A 17826-nucleotide genomic window follows, 5' to 3' on the forward strand; every position below is an offset into this window, starting at 1 on the left:
TGGTGTTGAAAGCAATCCTGCGTCAACTGGCCGTGTGTAGAGTCTAGTCAGACAAAACAGGAGACGGTAATGACTGCAGTTCAAACGCTCGATATCCGAGCCCATACCAATGGCCGCAAGATGAGCGGCGCCCAGACCGGCCTGAACGCCTTCGCGCCTTCCTGCTACCCGACCGCGGTCCGCGCCACCGGCGTGTCGTGGATGCTCGGCGTCGGCCGCTTCGGCAGCCTCCTCGGTTCCTTCCTCGGCGGCCTGCTGCTGACCATGGGCTGGAGCTTCTCCGCGGTGATCGGCATCCTCGCCATGCCGGCCATCTTCGCGGCCCTGTCCATCGTCGCGTCCCGCAGCGCGGCGCGCACCGCGCTGGCCTGAGCCTCGCCCATGACAAGATCATGCCGGCACCGGTGCTGCAGCGCCGGCGCCTGCCGGGACTCGCGTCTGGTACAGGCAACGAGAGCGCTGCAGCGCAACCTGGAGACTACATGAAGAAGACCTACATACTCGCCGCAGCCATCGCAGCCCTGTCCGGCGCCGCCCATGCCCAGTCCAGCGTCACGGTCTATGGTCTGATCGATGCCGCCATCGAACACTACGACAACGCGAACGCGTCCGGCGCGGGCGTGACCCGCGTGCCCGGCCTGACCGGTGGCATGTTCCCGTCGCGCCTGGGTTTCCGCGGCAGCGAAGATCTCGGCAACGGCCTCTCGGCCATCTTCACGCTGGAGAACGGCTTCCAGCCCGATACCGGCAACGTGAACCAGGGCGGGCGCCTGTTCGGCCGCCAGGCCTGGGTCGGCCTGGCCGGCAAGTGGGGCGCGCTGACCATCGGCCGCACCTACAATATGCTGTACATCTCGACCTTCGACGTCGACCCCTTCGGCCCCAGCGTCTACGGCATCGGCACCCTGGACTCCTTCATCCCGAACGGGCGCCACGACAATTCGATCTCGTACAAGGGATCCTTCGACCGCATCACGGTCGGCGCCACCTATAGCCTCGGCCGCGACGTCTCGGCGGCGGGCGGGCCGTCGGCCACCAACTGTCCCGGCGAATCCGCCACCAGCGCCCAGGCCTGCCGCGAATATTCCGGTCTGCTGCGCTATGACGCCCCGGGATCGGCATTCGGTGCCGTGGTCGCCTACGACAATCTGCGTGGCGGCCCCGGTGCCGCCGCCGGGCTGACGAGTGCGGACCTGTCGGATTCGCGCCTGCATGTTGCCGGCTACGCCAACGTGGGCGCATGGAAGCTCGGCGCCGGCGTCCTGCACCGGAATAACGAGGGCAGCAAGACCCAGCCGAAGAGCACGCTGGCCTACGTCGATGCCGCCTATTCCGTGACCCCGCAACTGGTCGTCGACGGGCAGATCGCCAGGCTCGATTTCAAGGACAGCCCGAACGATTCGGCGCAGCTCCTGCTGCGCGCCATGTATAACTTCTCGAAGCGCACCACCGTGTATGTGGCGGCCGGCCATATCGTCAACGACGGTACTGCCGCTGTGGCCTTGAGCTCGGGCGGCTCGGTCGGTGCGGGCCTGTCGCAAACCGGCGTGATCACCGGTATCAAGCACTCGTTCTGAGGCGAGGGAAGTAGGGGCAAGCGGCGGCGATGTCCGCTTGCCCCGGCCGGGTTCAGGCGCCCGGATCGCGGAACTTCTCGATCTTGTCGAACTCCACGTTGTACCAGCCGCCGTTCACCTTCTCGGCCTTGCGCAGATAGACGTTCTGGATCGTGTCGCGGGTCGCCGGGTCGATCTCCATCGGGCCGCGCGGGCTAACCCAGGCCATGCCCTTCATCGCCGCCAGCAGCTTGTCGCCATTGCTGTCGCCGCCGGTCTTGGCCAGGGCCAGGTAGAGCAGCTGCATGCCATCGTAGGCGCCGACCGAGTGCATGTTCGGGCGCATGCCCTTGTTGGCCTTCTCGAAGGCCTCCACATACGCCTTGTTCTCCGGCGAGGGATGGGCGGCCGAGTAATTGAAGCTCGAGACCACGCCTTCCGAAGCCGCGCCGATGGTTTCCATCAGGTCGTCGTCGACCACGTCGCCGGTGCCGATCAGGCGGATGCCGGCATTGGCCAGGCCACGGTCGGTGAACTGCTTCATCACCGCCGCCCCCTCGCCCGAGGGGACGAACACGAACAGCGCGTCCGGCCTGGCGTCGCGCACGCGCGCCAGGAAGGGCGCGTAGTCCGGATTGCGCAGCGGGACGCGCAGGCTTTCCAGGATCTTGCCGCCCGCCTTGGTGAAGCGCGTGACGAAGGTCTTTTCGGAGTCGAGCCCCGGACCGTAGTCGGACACCAGGGTCACCACGGTCTTGATCTTGTTCTTCGGCGCCCATTCGGCCAGCGGCGCCGTGACCTGCGGCAGGGTCAGGCCGGTGCGCACGATGTAGGGCGAGCGCTGCGGAATGATCGAGGTGGCGGCCGCCATCACGATCATCGGCACCTTGGCCTGGGTGGCGATGGGGGCCGCGGCCAGGGCCAGCGGCGTCAGGCCGAAGCCGGCCAGCACCTCGACCTTGTCGCGCGCCACCAGTTCCTGGGCCAGGCGCTTGGTGACGTCGGGCGAGAGCCCGCCGTCGTCCTTCAGAATGACTTCGATCTTGCGGCCGGCCACGGTATCGCCGTGCTGCTGGATGAACAGCCGCACCGCCGCGTCGACCTGGCGGCCGGTGGAGGCGAAGGGGCCGGACATCGGCACGATCAGGCCGACCTTCAGCGGGGTGGCGCCGGCGGCGCGCGCGAACGAGGGCAGCAGGCCGGCGGCCAGGGCGGTGCCGCTGGCCAGCAGCAGGTGGCGGCGTTGCAGGTCGATTGGATGGGGCATCTTGTCTCCTTTATTGTCGTTGGATGGGATCCCGGGCGTAAGGACACCGCGACCAGGATTGCCTGATTGTCGGGCAAGCGCCGAACGGAGGGGTGCGAAATGCTGCTGATGTGGTCTAATTTACTTATCGCAAAGTCTTGCGCGCCCACTGGCAGGGCCGTGCTACCATCGGTTGTAACTTCCGGTTCCTCAGCGCGGATCACATCATGGCCTCCCACAACGCCCCGGCAATCCAGCCCCAGCTCGACGATCTGCTCGAGCACATTCCCGCGGGCGTCGTCGTGCATGGCGTCGACGGCCGCATCCTGAACGCGAACCGGCTCGCCTGCGAACTGATCGGCATGAGCGTCGAGCAATTGAAGAACAGGGTCAGCGGGAAGGCCCGGCCCCTGCTGCGCGCCGACGGCTCGCCCTTGCCGCCGGATGAACTTCCCGCCAACGTCGTGCTGCGCACCGGCAGCAAGGTCTCGGAAGTCATCCTCGGCATTGCCGAACCGCAGCCGGAATCGGTGCGCTGGCTGATCTGTAACGCGTATCCGGAATTCGATTCCAAGGGCAAACTTTGCCGGGTCATCGTCTGCTTCACCGACTGTACCGCGATGAAGCAGGCCCAGCAGGGATTGCAGAAGTCCGAGGAACGGCTGCGCCTGATCCTGCAAGGCTCGACCGATGCGCCGTGGGACTACGATCTCGAGAAGAACGAGATTTATTACTCGGACCGCTGGTGGGAAATGCTCGGCTACCGGCCCGGCGAACTGGGGACCGATACCAGCCTCTGGCTGGACCTCGCCCACCCCGACGACAGGGTGCGTGTTGCCGGCTACTGGGACGATCTGCTGGCCAGCCAGCGCGGCACCTATAGCGTCGAATGGCGCCTGCGCCATCGCGACGGCCACTACGTACCGGTGCTGTCGCGCGGCCTGGTGACGCGCGATGCGGCGGGCAAGGCCCTGCGTGTATCCGGAACGAATACCGACCTGACCGAGCAAAAACTGGCGGAGCGCCGTATCTACGAACTGGCCTATTACGACCATCTCACCGGCCTGCCGAACCGCCGCCTGCTGGGCGAGGAACTGGACAAGGCGCTGGCGCGCAGCGAACGCACGGGCCGCCTCGGGGCGGTGGTCTTTCTCGACCTGGACAATTTCAAGCTGCTCAACGATACGATGGGCCACGACTTCGGCGACATGCTGCTGCGCCAGGTGGCCGAGCGCCTGCGCCATACCTTGCGCCACTGCGACCAGCTGGCCAGGCTGGGCGGCGACGAGTTCGTGCTGGTGCTGGAAGACCTGGGCGACGACCCGCACGAGGCGGTGATCGAGGCCCAGCACGTTCTGGAAAAGCTGCTGTTCACGCTCGGCCAGCCTTATTACCTGGATGGACGCCTGTTCGTCAGCACGCCGAGCATCGGGGTCACCTTGTTCGACGGCGCCGCGACCGGCATCGAGACCCTGCTCAAGCAGGCCGACCTCGCCATGTACCGTGCCAAGGCGGAAGGACGCAATACCGCGCGCTTCTTCGATCCTCGCATGCAGGCCTCGGCCGAATACCAGGCAAGGCTGGAGCGGGCGCTGCGGGAAGGCTTGCTGGACCACCAGTTCGTGCTGTTCTGCCAGCCCCAGTTCAACAGTGAGGGCCAGGTGGTCGGCGCCGAAGTGCTGCTGCGCTGGCGCCGCGCCGACGGCTCGCTGCTCGGTCCCACCGAATTCATCGGCCTGGCCGAGTCGTCGGGCATGATCGTGCCGCTCGGCCAGCACGTGCTGGAGGAAAGCTGCCGCGCGCTGGCACGCTGGCGCAGCGACCATGTACTCGGACAGCTCGAGCTGGCGGTCAACGTCAGCGCGCACCAGCTGCGCAGTGCCGATTTCGTCGCCCGGATGGTCGACATCCTCGAGGAAACCGGCGCGCCGCCGGGCAAGCTCTGCCTGGAACTGACCGAAAGCGTGCTTGCCGAAAATGTCGCGGACACGATCGAGCGCATGCGCGCACTGCGCGGCCACGGCCTGCATTTCTCGCTGGACGACTTCGGTACCGGCTATTCCTCGCTCGCCTACCTGAAGCGCTTTCCGCTCACCGCCCTGAAGATCGACCGCTCCTTCGTGCACGACGTCCACGTCAATCCCGATGCCGTGCCGATCGTCAAGGCGATCATCGCGCTGGCGCGCACGCTCAAGCTCGACATCGTTGCCGAGGGCGTCGAACACGAAGCGCAGCGCAACTTCCTGGTCGATGGCGGCTGCGGCACGCTGCAGGGTTACCTGCTGGGCCGGCCGATGCCCATCGGGGACTTCGAACGGATGTACGGCAGCGGCGGGATCGGCACGGCCTAGACCTTGCGCCCAGGGCGCCGGCCTCAGCAGCCGCGCGGTCGCGGCAGGTAAGGACGCGGTGCCGGATGCCGGCGCCGGTCGGCCAGCCTTTGCCGTTCATCTCCACCTCGCCGATGACGGTCGTCGTATCCGGCGAGCCCGCCAGCATCCACGTCACGCGATACAGGCGCCGCCTCGCTCGCGGCGGGTTGTTCGACGGTCTCAAGTAAGTGTCCAAACGAAAGGTGGTGACATGGAAACTTTCGGTAATCTTTACGCATTTCTTTGGGGTTACAATGAATGTTCAGTTAAGTCGTTGATCTGAAAGAACTCATTTAAGCTGGAATGTATTTTGCTGTGGTTAAGAGTTGCATTACTTGGATGTCCATATAAAAGCGAAGTAACTTCTGGGGGAGCAAAATAATGAGATCTAAGGTTCTGAAAATTGCATTGACAACGGCATTTCTAACGGGCGCGGCGCCAGCGTTCGCAAACCTGGTCTATCAAACGGGAACGCAACAGACCGGCACCGGCCTGGGGGCGGTACAGACGGTGGTAACGGTCCAGGACAATGGTGGTGGGAAGAAAAACGGCACCGAGTCCGGATGCGTGACCTACGTCAGCGGCAATCCGGCCACCCCGGCGGAAACCTGCCCGACGGCCTTAAAGTTGGGCATGCCCACGGCCCTGGAAGGCGGCGACAACACTGCCGGTAACGCTGGTAACAATACCTATTTCCTCAGTTCGATCACCGGCCTCGCCAGCGCGGGCCTGCTCGGCTTCGTCGTCAACGTCAGCGAGCCCGGCGCGACCACGGCCACACTGACCGACCTCTATATGAGCCTGTTCAGGGTTTCGGACAGTACGACGAGATACTACAACTACATGGGACCGGACCTGGTGCTCAGCGACACCGGTGGTATCGGCCAATCGGGCCTTCACCGTTTCGTCCTGGACGACGCCCAGGCCGCCGACGCCGCGGGCTTCTGCAGTAACCTGGCCAACTGCATTGTCGGAGGTGGTGTCCAGTTCCTGAACGGCACAACGCAAGGGGCGCCGGAAACCGTCCGGGTGGCCGCCTTCGAGCGCGAGACCCCGGGCAATCCCGGCGGCGAGGTGCCGGAACCGGGCTCGCTGGCCCTGCTGGGCGCAGGCGCGATGGCCTTCGGCGCAATGCGCCGCCGCTTCACCGCAAAGCAGTAAGCCAGGCGGACAAGGGCCCGGGCGACCGCATCGGTATCACTTGAAGCGGCGTCCGGGCCGGCCGTCCATCCAGGCCGGGCGCCGGCAAGCATTACCCATCACCCATCATCCAGGCAGGCGGTACTGGCGCCTGGCGTCGCGAATCGCTTCGTGATGCCGGTTGGCCCAGTCGACCAGGCCACGCATCGGCACCATGAAGGAACGCCCGAGCGGCGTGAGCTCGTATTCGACCCTCGGCGGCACTTCCGGATACACGGTCCGCAGCACGAAACCGTCTTCTTCCAGGCGCTTGAGCGTGGTCGACAGCATCTGCTTGGACACGTCGCCGATCGCACGCATCAATTCATTGAAGCGCAGGGTGCCGCAATCGAGGGAATGCAGGACCAGCAGGGTCCACTGGTCGCCGATGCGGTCGAGGATGTCGCGGATCGGGCAGCCGTCCGCGGTGTCGGCGTCCAGGCAGGGATGGGCAATTAGTGTGTCGCGCATGGGAATCGGTCCGGCATGGTCAGGCCGCACTGACCAGATCATGCCGCGGTGACTTCTTGTAAAGGGCTCCAGCCTAGCATAGGATGGGGCGTGGTCTACACGGAGAAATTTTCATGGCAAGTATTGCCCTCATCGGCGCCACCGGCAACGTCGGTTCCCGCCTGCTCGACGAACTCGTTTCACGCGGCCACCAGGTCACCGCCATCGGCCGCGATCCCGGCAAGGTTCCGGCGCGTGCGGGCGTCAGCGCCGCGCGCGCGGACATCAATGACGAAGCCGGCCTCGCCGCCGTACTGCGCGGACACGATGCCGTGATCAGCGCGGTGCGCTTCCTGGACAGCGACCCCGAAACCCTGCTGGCCGCGGTGCGCAGCGCCGGCGTGCCGCGCTACCTGGTGGTGGGCGGCGCCGCGAGCCTGCTGGTGGCGCCCGGCAAGCGCCTGCTCGACCAGCCCGATTTCCCCGAAGCCTACAAGGCCGAGGCGACGCGTGGCGCCGCTTTCCTCGACGCCCTGCGGCAAGTCCAGGACCTGGACTGGACCTTCCTGTCACCGTCGGCGATGTTCGTGCCCGGCGAGCGCACGGGCCGCTTCCGGCTCGGCCAGGACGAACTGCTGACGGGCGAAAAAGGCAGCTCGATCTCGTACGAGGATTTCGCCATCGCGATGGTCGACGAACTCGAGAAACCGGCCCATTCGCGCCAGCGCTTCACCGTCGGTTACTGAACCCGCAGCGCCAGCCGGAGCTGCCGCAGCAGATAGTCGACGTCGGCGGCGCCTGTGTAGCGGCCCAGGGTGATCCGCATCGCGCCGCGGGCCAGCGCCTCGCTCAGGCCGAGCGCGCGCAGGACGTAGGAGGGCGCGGCGCTGGCCGAGTTGCAGGCGGAACCGGCCGACACCGCGATGCCGGGCAGCTTGTCGGCCAGGGCATCGGCGCCGGCGCCGGTAAAGCTGATGTTCAGGTTGTGTGGAATGCGCTGTTCCATGTCGCCGTTGAAGCGCACGCCGGGCAGGGCGGCGAGCCCGCCGCACAGGCGCTCCCGCAGCGCGCCGATGCGCGCGGTTTCGTTCGCCATGTCCAGGCGCGCCAGTTCGAAGGCCTCGCCCATGCCCACGATCTGGTGGCTGGGCAGGGTGCCGGAACGCAAGCCCTTCTCGTGCCCGCCGCCATCCATCTGCGCCTCCAGCCGCACCCGCGGATCGCTGCGCACGTAGAGGGCGCCGATGCCCTTGGGACCGTAGACCTTGTGGGCGCTCAGCGACAGCAGGTCGACCTGCAGGCGATCGACGTCGATCGCCACCTTGCCGGCCGCCTGTGCCGCGTCCACGTGCAGCAGTACGCCGCGGGCGCGGCAGATGCGTCCCAGTTCGCCGATCGGTTGGATCACGCCGATCTCGTTGTTGACCATCATGACCGAGGCCAGGATGGTGTCGGGCCGCAGCGCCGCTTCGAAGGCGGCCGGGTCGAGCAGGCCGTTCGGCTGCGGCTGCAGGTAGGTGACCTCGTAGCCCTCGCTCTCCAGCCGGCGCATGGTGTCCAGCACGGCCTTGTGCTCGGTCGTCAGCGTGACCAGGTGCCGGCCTTTGGCGCGGTTCGCGTGGGCCGCGCCTTTCAGCGCGAGGTTATTGGATTCGGTGGCGCCGGAAGTCCAGACGATGTCGCCGGCGGCCGCGCCGACCAGGGCCGCGACCTGGGCGCGCGCCCGCTGCACCGCCGAAGCGGCCTCAATGCCGAAAGCGTGGGAGCTGCTGGCCGGGTTGCCGAATTTTTCGGTCATGTACACCAGCATCTTCTGCGCGACGCGCGGATCGACGGGCGTGGTCGCCGCGTAGTCGAGGTAAATGGGAAACCCCGCAGGAAGCGCCGCCGGCGCCGGGAGATCGGCAGCGCTGCGACAGGATGCCGCCGCGCGGCTGGGCGTGAGTGTGTCGGTCATGGCGGTGTGGTTCAATGATGGGAAAGCCCACCTTAACCGCGTCCGCGACGAAAGCAAACGACCGATTATGCAGATCGATATCGGATTTTCGACGCTCCCAGGCGGCGGCATGCTGATATAATATTTGCCACACTGCAAGCCCATCCCATGAGCGCCCTTTTCGACCACGAGATCATCGAACAGCTGCACGACAGTTCCCGCTCGCTGGTCTATCGCGCCCGCGCGCGGGACGGTACTGCGCTCATCGTCAAGCAGCCCAACCAGCAGTTCCCGTCCTTCCAGCAGCTGGCGCAGTTCAAGCGCGAGTACGCGATCGCGCGCCGCTGCCGCCATCCGGGCGTGGTGCGTCCGCTCGCGCTGGCGCTGCATGGCGGGCGCTGGACCATGATCCAGGAAGACGCCGGCGGCCTCGCCCTCGACAAATTCCTGCGCGCCCAGCCGCAGGGCATCCTGGCGCTGGACGACTTCTTCGAGATCGCGCTGCAGCTGTGCGCGGCGCTGGAAGAGGTCCACCGCCAGGGTGTGATCCACAAGGACATCAATCCCTCCAACCTGGTGTGGAATGCCGAACGGCGCCTGCTGCAGCTGATCGACTTCGGCATCGCCTGCGAGCTGCCGCAGGAAAACCAGGGCATCGTCCACCCGCATGCGCTGGAAGGCACGCTGCGCTACATGGCGCCGGAGCAGACCGGGCGCATGAACCGGCGGGTCGACTACCGCGCCGATTTCTACGCGCTCGGCGCCACCTTCCACGAATTGCTGGCCGGCCAGCCGCCCTTCGATGCGCGCGACGGCATGGAGCTGGTGCACTGCCACATCGCGCGCAGCCCGGACTGGCTCAACCCGGCGCTGGCCGGCCTGCCTGGCGCGCTGCTGGCGATCGTCCAGCGCTTGCTGGAAAAGAACGCCGACCAGCGCTACCAGAGCGTGGAAGGCCTGCGCCGCGACCTCGAAGCCTGCCGCGCGGGTCAGGCGGCACCGGCGCAGCCGCTGCGGCTGTCCGACCACAACGGCCGCTTCCTGGTACCGCAGGCCCTGCACGGGCGCGAAAAGGCGATCACGGCACTGCTGGCGGCCTTCGAACGCAGCGCCGATGGCGGCGGCGAGATGCTGCTGGTGGCCGGCTATTCCGGCATCGGCAAGTCGGCGGTGGTGAACGAGGTGCAGAAGCCGATCGTCGCCCGGCGCGGCTGCTTCCTGTCCGGTAAATTCGACCAGTTCCAGCGCGACCTGCCTTACGCCTCGCTGATCCAGGCCTTCCAGGGACTGGTGCGCCAGCTGCTCGCCGAGCCCCAGGACGTGCTGCGGCAATGGGCGGACAAGCTGCGCGAGACCCTGGGCAGCGGGCTTGGCGTAATGGCCGAACTGATTCCCCAGCTAGCGCTGATCGTCGGTCCGGTCGAGGCGGCGCCCCTGCTGGCGCCGGAACAGGCCCAGCTCCGCCTGAGCCGGGTGTTCCCGCGCTTTGCCCAGGTATTCGCCGCTGCCGGGCATCCGCTGGTGCTGTTCCTCGACGACCTGCAATGGGCCGACGCGCCGACCTTGCGGATGATCGAGCTGTTCATGCGCTCGCGCCACCTGCTGGTCATCGGCGCCTACCGCGACAACGAAGCCGAGGCCACCCGTCCGCTGATCGGCTTGCGCGACAAGCTGCTGGCGGACGGCCTCAAGGTATCGACGCTGGTGCTGGGGCCCCTGACCGAGCAGCAGGTGGCGCGCATCGTCTCGGCCACGGTGCGCGTGCCGCTCGCCGACTGCGCGCCGCTCAGCCGGCTGTGCTTCCGCAAGACCGCCGGCAATCCCTTCTTCCTCAACCAGTTCCTGGGTTCGATCCATGAAGCGGGCCACCTGCGCTACCGCGCCGCGGACGATTGCTGGGACTGGGACCTGGCCGCGATCGAGCAGGCGGCGTACACCGACAACGTGGTCGATCTCCTGCTCGACAAGATCCGCCGCCTGCCGTCGGCGACCGAGCACCTGCTGCAGCTGGCCGCCTCGATCGGCAACCGCTTCACGCTCGACACGCTGGCCCTGGTGGTCGAACGCGCCGCCTGGCGCACGCAGCAGGACCTGTGGCCGGCGCTCGATGCGGGGCTGATCCAGCCGCTCGACGAACGCTACAAATACCTCGATGCGGATGCCGGCCCCGCCGCCGGCAGCAGCGGCATCGGCTACCGCTTCCTGCACGACCGCGTGCAGCAGGCGGCCTACGAAGTCCTCGACGCCGGCGCGCGCGGCGCCAACCACCTGCGCATCGGCCGCCTGCTGCTGCGGGACACGGCGCCGGAGCGGCAGGACGGCAAACTGTTCGAGATCGTCGAGCAGCTCAACGCCGGCCGCGGCTTGATCCAGGACGCCGCCGAGCGCCTGCAGCTGGCCGGGCTGAACCTGCGCGCCGGCGCCAGGGCGCGCCGGTCCGCCGCCTTCCAGGCCACGCTGGAGCACATGCGCATCGGCCTCGAGCTGCTGCCGGCGGATGCATGGCAGCACCACACCGGCCTCTGGCTCGACCTCCAGCTCGGCGCCGCCGAAGCCTGTTACCTGTGCGGCCGGTTCGACGCCGCCGAGGCGATCTACCCGATGGTGCGCGCGCACAGCCGCACGCCCCTCGAACAGGTGCGCTGCATTTCCGTCCAGGCCCACCAGTACCAGTTGCAGGGCCGCCTGCAGGATGCCATCGCCGTGCTGCGCGAAGGCCTGGCGCTGCTGGGCGTCGACATCCCGCACGAGGCGGCCCTGCTGAAGACGCGCTTCGACGAACTCATGGCCGACACCATGCGCCTTCACCAGGGCCGCGATCCCGAGGAGCTGCTGGCGGCGGGCGAGATGCGCGATCCGGCCGCGGTGGCGGCGCTGCAGCTGATGCACGGCCTGTGGATGGCCGCGTATTATGCCGGCACGCAGGATATAAGCGGGCTGATGCCCCTGGAGATGACCCATCTCTCCATGCAAGAGGGAAAAAGCGACTTCAGCGCCGCCGGCTACGTCGCCTACGCGACGCATTTCGCGCTGCAAAGCGGCGACTTCGAGCGTAGCTATCGCTTCGGCGCGATGGCGCTGGCGCTGGCCAGGAGCCGCGCCAACGTGCAGATTCGCATCCAGACCACCCTGATGTTCGCCGCCATGTGCAATCACTGGACGCGTCCGCTGCGCAGCTCGGATGCCCTGTACGAGGAAGCCTTCGGCTGGGCGCTGGAGATCGGCGATTTCGTGCAGGTCGGCGTGGTGGCTGCCGTGCGCGCGACCGAAAGGATCATCCTCGGCGACTACCTGCCGGACCTGATGCAGGACGTCGAGCACGACCTGGCGCTGATGCGCGCCAACGGGCAGCAGGCGATGGCCGACTGCTGCGTCGCCGGCGCGCTCCAGCCGATCAGGTCCCTGATGGGCCTGACGGCGCGCAGCGACAGCTACGACGACGACACGTTCAGCGAGGCGCGCTTCCTCGAGCAGTACGGCGCTTCGCGCCTCTACAATGCCTACTTTTTGCAGGGGAAGATCCGCAACGCCTGGCTGTTCGACGCCGCCGATGCCGAGGCGCTGGCCGGCCAGCTCGGCATCATCACCGCAATCATGCGCGGCCAGGCCAAGGTGCCGGAATCGAGTTTCTACGCGGCGCTGATCCTGATCCGCGCCTTGCGCCGCGAGCCGGGACGGCCAGACGCCGGCGAACTGCTGGAGCGGATCGAGGCGCTGCGGTCCAGCCTCGCCCACTGGGCCGGCATCGGCCCTGAGAATCTCGGCGCGAAAGACCTGCTGGTACAGGCCGAGCTGGCCCGCTTGCGCCAGGACCTGCCGCTGGCGACGCGCTGCTACCAGCAGGCGATCGACGCCGCCGGCCTGGCCGGCTACGTCAACGTGCAGGCGCTGGCGAACGAGCTGTGCGGCGAATGCTGGCTGGAGCAGGGCCAGCCGCGCGTGGCGGCGGTCTTCCTCAGGGACGCCATCGCCCGTTACGGCCAGTGGGGCGCCGCGGGCAAGATCGCGCAGCTGCGCGCGCGCCACAGCGGCCTGCTGTCGAACCTGGACGGGCGCACCACGCTCCCGCATTCCGGCACCCACACGCAAACCCACGCCAACGGCGCCAGCGCCCTCGACCTGGTCTCGCTGTTGAAGGCGACCCAGATCCTGTCGAACGAGGTCGGGCTGCGCAATGTGCTGCAGCGCCTGGTGTCCATCGTGCTGGAAAACTCCGGCGGCCAGGTGGCGCGCCTGCTGCTGCTGACCGATGGCGTCTGCCGGCTGGAAGCCAGCATCGACGAGGAGAAGGATGGCGAAGGCGTCACGGTGCTGCAGTCGCGCCCGATCGACCTGGACGCCGCCGTCGATCCGCAGTTCCCGCTGTCGGTGCTGCGCTACGTGATCCGCACCGGCCAGGAAGTCATCGAAGACAATATCGCAGCGGCCTCGCGCTTTGCCGCCGACCCCTATGTGCAGCGTCTGCAGCCGCGCGCCGTGATGTGCCTGCCGATCCGGCACGGCGGCCGCATCGACGGCGTGCTGTACTTCGAGAACCGGCTGGCCGAAGCCTCCTTCACCGCGGAGCGCGTGGAATTCCTGCGCATGCTCGGCGCCCAGGCCATGATCTCGATCGCCAGCGCCAGGCTGCACGACAGCCTCGAACAGCGCGTCGCCGAGCGCACCGCGCAGCTCGAAGACGCCAACCGCAAGCTGGCGACGCTGTCCATTACCGACGGCCTCACCGGCCTCGCCAACCGCCGCCATTTCGACGAGGTGCTGCGCGCCGAATGCGCGCGCGTGGCCCGCCTCGGCCAGCCGCTGGCCGTGGTCATGCTCGACGTCGACCACTTCAAGAAATTCAACGACCGCTACGGCCACCAGGCCGGCGACGCCTGCCTGGTGCGGGTAGCGCACGCGCTGGCCGCCGGCACGCGGCGCGCCGGCGACCTGACCGCGCGCTACGGCGGCGAAGAGTTTTCGATCGTGCTGCCCAACACCGGCGCGGACGAAGCCCGCGACATCGGCGAGGCGCTGCGCGCGGCGATCGAAGTCCTGCACATCGACCACGCGGGTGCGGCCTCGGGGCAGGTGACGATCAGCGTCGGCATCGCGGTCCAGCCGGGGCTGGAGGCAGGGAACCCGGATACCCTGATGCGGCTGGCCGATGCGGCGCTGTACCGCGCCAAGGCGGCCGGGCGGAATCGTGTGGTGCTCAGCGAATGAGCGTGTCCCACCAAACCTGGTCTCGTCGTAAGAGCGGCAAGACCGTGGCTTGAGCCATTCAGGGCTTCTGCGATCGACCTGTCGTGTTGAAAAATTTCCTGGACAGTCAGCCGCGTCGCACGCGGCGGCGAGTGGCCCCGAGAGCGGTCAGGCCTAGCGCTATCAGGGACAGCGGGCCTGGCGCGGGCACCATGTTCACCTGTCCTTCGATGACGTCGTTCTGGCAGGTCTCGCCCCAATGCATGGCGATGGACGAAAAGTTCAACAGGTCGGTCGACGATACATCGATCTGGAATTCCAGCGTCTGGTCGGGCGTCACTGTCCAGGTGCCGGTCAGCCCGGTGTCGGTCACGCTCCCGGAGCCGGTGTCCACGGCCGTCGCCTGGCCATCACGGTAGTAGCAGGCGCTGCCCAGGCCGCAGCTCATGAAGGATTCGCTCATCTTGATGCCGGCGTTGTTGGCCGGGCCATTTAGCTGGTAGAGCCTGAAGCTGCCTCCGCTATTACTGTAGCGGTTGTCGAGGCTGAAGCCATACGACCACAGTGTGCCGTTGCCGGCGTTGTCGCTGACATGGTGGGCATCGCTGCCGTAGGGCGTCCAGGCCGAAGCCAGGAACACGTCGCCATAACCGATACCGCCCGAGGTGAGCGCGGCGTCGATGCCGGCGTGGCCTGCGAAGTTGGTGGCAATGCCTATCGTCAGCATGGCGCCGGCGCGGGTGATCGTGGCGCCATGGATGTAATAGGGCGTGTCCCCGATCACGTCGCCGTAGCCGTGTGAATCGCTGCCCCAGTAGGCGTTGTCGCCCGTGTCGGTGATGACGCCGGCATGCGTACTGGCGGCGGTAAGAAGAGCAAGGGCGGCGAGCATGGTCTTGATGACGTTTTTCATGAATTCTCCAAGTTAATTTGATGCAGCAAATACAAGCAGAAACCATGCCACACGTAAATTAAACTTGAAAATCATGCATTTGTTGTTTCCTATGTTCTACAAATAGTGCAACCTGTAAAGTTTTTCGACAGGGTGAACGATGTCTTTTGGCACCTGGGTCACAGCGCCGGAAGTGACGTTTACCTCGTGGCGACGCTCGGCCATGACAGGACGTCCATGCTGGTCGGCGGACCGATGCCATCGCCTGAAGCACTTCTCCCCCGGCCTGAGGATGACGCCTGCCCGATGCGCTTCAAAGCCGCGTCCAGCCACCCTTGTACAGCACCGGCCCTGTCGGCGCATCCGGATTCGGCGAACCGCCTTTCGGCTCCAGGCTGATCGCCAGCAGCATCACGTCCGGGCCGATGGCGCGCTGGTCGAGCACCAGCTCGGCGCTGTGGTTGTCGGGCAGGATACCGAGCGAGCGCGGCTTGCCGTCGCGGGCGATCGCCCACAGCTGCAGGGTGCGGTCGTCCGGTACGCGTACGTCCTGTGCGACCTGGACGTGGAGGCGCCGGCGTGCCGGATCCGCGGTGACGACGAGGGCGGTACGCGCCTGCGCGTCGGCAAGGGCCGCGACCTGCCGCGGCAGCGGCGCTTCGCCGCGCCCGGCCAGCAGCACGGCCAGGACCACTGCGGCGGCGCTTGCGAAGAATGCGAGCCCGGCCCAGGGCCGTGCCGCGTCCACGCGCCAGAACTGCCACCACGGCGCCGGCGACAGCTGCAGGCGGCGTTCGATGCCGCCCCAGACGCGTGCCGGCGGCGTGACCGGTCGGCCCATCTCCGCCATCGCGGCCAGCCGTCCCTGCCAGCTGGAGACGGCGGCGCGCAGGGCGGCGTCGGCGCGCAGCCAGGTCTCGAAGCGGCGCCGTGCCGCACCGCGCAGGGTGCCGAGCGCGTATTCGGTCGCCAGCCTTTCCCGCAGGACGGCGTTGTCCCGGATGTTCATGCAGTCTCTCCCTTCGTCAGGCAGTCGCGCAGGCGCTCGAGACCGCGGCGGATCCAGGTCTTCACGGTGCCGAGAGGAAGACTGAGCCGGGCCGCCACTTCGCTGTGCGACAGCTCGTGCAGGTAGGCCATGCCGATCGCCTGGCGCTGGCGGCTTGCCAGCCTTTCCATGCAGGCGGCCAGCGCCAGCGCTTCGCGCGAGAGCTGGGCGCGTTCCTGCGGTCCGGCGGCGCTGTCCTGCAGCGCTTCGACGGGGTCGCAGTCGCCCGCCGCGAAAGCGGTTTCCCCGCTGGCCTGCAGGCGGCGGTACGCGTCCAGGGCCTTGTTGCGCACGATGGCCGCCATCCAGGTCAGCGGCGCCGAAAGATGCACCTGGTAGCTCGATGCCGCGTGCCAGATCGAGACGAAGGCGTCCTGCAGCGCTTCTTCCGCCAGCTCATCCTTCCTCAGGATGCGCAGGGCAAAGCCGAACAGCCTGGCCGACGTCGCGTCGTACAAGGTGCGGAAGGCCTTCCTGTCCCCGAGCGCCACGGCGGCAAGAAGCCGGCGCAGATCCTCGTTTTCGTCGAATTCCCTGCTCACGGCGGCCTTGTGATTGGCGAGATGAAACCATTGTAGCGTTTCATCTCATGCTTGCGTTAAATTCATCAATTTATGGTGTCCTCCTTCGCGGACAGGTACTGCTCGCGCACCGACAGCCCGCTCTGTGGCAGGTGGGAGGCCGTGACGGTCGCGAGATAGTCCGCATAGCGGTATTGAAGCCGGGCGGTCTGGATCGGCAGCGCCGCCAGCGCTTCCGGCGCCGGATCGCCCAGCGTCACGGTGGGCGCGCCGAGGGCGCTGCGCAGGCGGGCGGCGGCCGACGACCATACCGTGCGCAGCGAGGCTGCATCCATGCCGCGCCGGTAGACGTCGACGCCGACCAGGCGCCCGGACGGGCCGAAGCTCAGCCACAGTTCGCTGACCGGCGGCCCGTCCAGCGCCAGCGCACCGGCATCGATGCCGCGGCAGCGCAGGTGGCGGTAGCCGCGCACTTGCGCCTCGCATTGCGCATGCGCGCGCCCGAGCAGGGCCAGGGCCTCGGCTTCGGTGGTCCGGTCGAGCTGCATGCCCGCCAGAGCCGGACGAACCGGTGCCGGTGCGCCGCCGCGGATCGAGGCCAATCCGACGCTGCGCAATCGCCCGACCCGTTCCGGCGTCACCGTGTTCACCGGGCACGGAACGCCGGCGGCGGCGAGGAAGCGCAGGCCGGAAGGCGTGTGCATCCAGCCGATCGCGCCGAGCGCCAGCAGCACGGCAGCGCCGATGCCGGCGCCCAGCCTGAGGGGACGGCCGAGCGTGTTCATGACTGGCAGTTGGCCGCGGTATTCGGGCCAAGGTAGACCGGCGCGCTGGAAACGATCGAGCCCTTCAGTCCGACCAGGGTCGGCGCCACCCGGTTGATGTAAGCGTCCGGTACGCCATCCTGTTTCATGACCGCTGCCAGGTCGACGATGAACTGGTCGAACACGCAGCCGGGAATGCCGAGGTCCTTGTGGGCCGTGACCATGTCTTCGCAGGTCTGGGTGCTGCCGTCCGCGGTGACGGGGCCGGGATAGGAGTAGGGGCCGCCGAGTACGGCGTTGAACTGCAGGCGCAGGCAGGCTTTCAGGCGGTCGGGCGAGTCGTGGCCCGGTTTGCCGACGACGGCGAAATAGGGCGCTTCCTTCGGATCGGCGAGCAGGCCGGCGACGGCGTCGTCGACGACCTTGCCGACCGCCGCCGGGGCCTTGGCGTCGCCGCCCAGGGCCAGCCAGATGTCATTGTTCTGAGGGAATTGTGCCATCGGCTTGTCGTCATTGCCGCCGCCGCAGGCGGACAAGACGGCGCACAGGCATGCCGAGGACAGGAAGAGGGTGCGCTTCATATGGGTCTCCAGAAAGTGGTCGATCCGGGGAATGGTCCCCGCGTGGAAGCGCTGCAGCTGCGAGCGTCGCTCTTCAGCCGTCAGGCGCTTTGACCTA

At 67.3% G+C, this 17826-nt stretch carries 13 protein-coding genes and 1 pseudogene; 6 read left to right on the forward strand and 8 right to left on the reverse strand.

Annotation, left to right across the window (positions count from 1 at the left end):
- Nucleotides 1–120: 120 nt before the first annotated feature.
- Both AC1DOP_RS00705 and AC1DOP_RS00710 read left to right on the forward strand, forming a co-directional pair.
- Nucleotides 121–372, forward strand: a pseudogene (locus AC1DOP_RS00705) (aromatic acid/H+ symport family MFS transporter); the annotation flags it as partial.
- 110 nt (nucleotides 373–482) lie between these two features.
- Nucleotides 483–1577: a porin gene (locus tag AC1DOP_RS00710; RefSeq protein WP_441933977.1), complete on the forward strand. Its 1095-nt coding sequence runs from the start codon at nucleotides 483–485 to the stop codon at nucleotides 1575–1577.
- 52 nt (nucleotides 1578–1629) lie between these two features.
- On the opposite strand, the gene AC1DOP_RS00715 is transcribed toward AC1DOP_RS00710, so the two are convergent.
- Nucleotides 1630–2823 carry an ABC transporter substrate-binding protein gene (locus AC1DOP_RS00715; protein WP_441933979.1) on the reverse strand — a complete coding sequence of 398 codons (1194 nt, stop codon included), beginning with the start codon at nucleotides 2821–2823 and terminating at the stop codon, nucleotides 1630–1632.
- Nucleotides 2824–3029: 206 nt separating this feature from the next.
- On the opposite strand from AC1DOP_RS00715, the gene AC1DOP_RS00720 reads away from it, so the two are divergent.
- Both AC1DOP_RS00720 and AC1DOP_RS00725 read left to right on the forward strand, forming a co-directional pair.
- Nucleotides 3030–5153: a putative bifunctional diguanylate cyclase/phosphodiesterase gene (locus tag AC1DOP_RS00720; protein WP_441933981.1), complete on the forward strand. Its 2124-nt coding sequence runs from the start codon at nucleotides 3030–3032 to the stop codon at nucleotides 5151–5153.
- Nucleotides 5154–5555: 402 nt separating this feature from the next.
- Entirely contained in the window at nucleotides 5556–6335 is a 780-nt protein-coding gene (locus tag AC1DOP_RS00725) for a PEP-CTERM sorting domain-containing protein (RefSeq protein WP_477249144.1), read from the forward strand.
- A gap of 105 nt (nucleotides 6336–6440) precedes the next feature.
- Here AC1DOP_RS00725 and AC1DOP_RS00730 read toward each other — a convergent pair whose 3' ends face one another.
- A complete protein-coding gene (locus AC1DOP_RS00730; RefSeq protein WP_441933985.1) occupies nucleotides 6441–6824 on the reverse strand; it encodes a winged helix-turn-helix transcriptional regulator in 384 nt (127 codons plus the stop codon).
- A 113-nt stretch (nucleotides 6825–6937) separates the two neighbouring features.
- Between AC1DOP_RS00730 and AC1DOP_RS00735 the strand changes: the two genes are divergently transcribed.
- Nucleotides 6938–7549, forward strand: a complete 612-nt coding sequence (locus AC1DOP_RS00735) for an NAD(P)-dependent oxidoreductase (RefSeq protein ID WP_441933987.1) — start codon at nucleotides 6938–6940, stop codon at nucleotides 7547–7549.
- On the opposite strand, the gene AC1DOP_RS00740 is transcribed toward AC1DOP_RS00735, so the two are convergent.
- Nucleotides 7543–8760 (reverse strand): IscS subfamily cysteine desulfurase, encoded by a 1218-nt coding sequence (locus AC1DOP_RS00740; protein WP_441933989.1) that lies wholly within the window; start codon nucleotides 8758–8760, stop codon nucleotides 7543–7545. The genes AC1DOP_RS00735 and AC1DOP_RS00740 overlap by 7 nt on opposite strands.
- Nucleotides 8761–8907: 147 nt before the next feature.
- Here AC1DOP_RS00740 and AC1DOP_RS00745 point away from each other — a divergent pair, with 147 nt between their 5' ends.
- Nucleotides 8908–13944 (forward strand): diguanylate cyclase, encoded by a 5037-nt coding sequence (locus AC1DOP_RS00745; protein WP_477249147.1) that lies wholly within the window; start codon nucleotides 8908–8910, stop codon nucleotides 13942–13944.
- 106 nt (nucleotides 13945–14050) lie between these two features.
- Here AC1DOP_RS00745 and AC1DOP_RS00750 read toward each other — a convergent pair whose 3' ends face one another.
- From AC1DOP_RS00750 to AC1DOP_RS00770, 5 genes are all read right to left on the reverse strand, one after another.
- Entirely contained in the window at nucleotides 14051–14836 is a 786-nt protein-coding gene (locus tag AC1DOP_RS00750) for a hypothetical protein (protein ID WP_441933993.1), read from the reverse strand.
- Nucleotides 14837–15128: 292 nt separating this feature from the next.
- Nucleotides 15129–15824 (reverse strand): anti-sigma factor, encoded by a 696-nt coding sequence (locus AC1DOP_RS00755; protein ID WP_441933995.1) that lies wholly within the window; start codon nucleotides 15822–15824, stop codon nucleotides 15129–15131.
- Entirely contained in the window at nucleotides 15821–16405 is a 585-nt protein-coding gene (locus tag AC1DOP_RS00760) for a sigma-70 family RNA polymerase sigma factor (protein WP_441933997.1), read from the reverse strand. Before AC1DOP_RS00760 ends, AC1DOP_RS00755 begins: the two co-directional genes overlap by 4 nt.
- Before the next feature lie 65 nt (nucleotides 16406–16470).
- On the reverse strand, nucleotides 16471–17169 hold the full coding sequence (locus AC1DOP_RS00765; protein WP_477249150.1) for a hypothetical protein: 699 nt from the start codon (nucleotides 17167–17169) through the stop codon (nucleotides 16471–16473).
- Entirely contained in the window at nucleotides 17166–17729 is a 564-nt protein-coding gene (locus AC1DOP_RS00770; protein WP_477249152.1) for a group I truncated hemoglobin, read from the reverse strand. Before AC1DOP_RS00770 ends, AC1DOP_RS00765 begins: the two co-directional genes overlap by 4 nt.
- Between the last annotated feature and the right edge of the window lie 97 nt (nucleotides 17730–17826).

Source organism: Massilia sp. 01N410, from assembly GCF_056399665.1.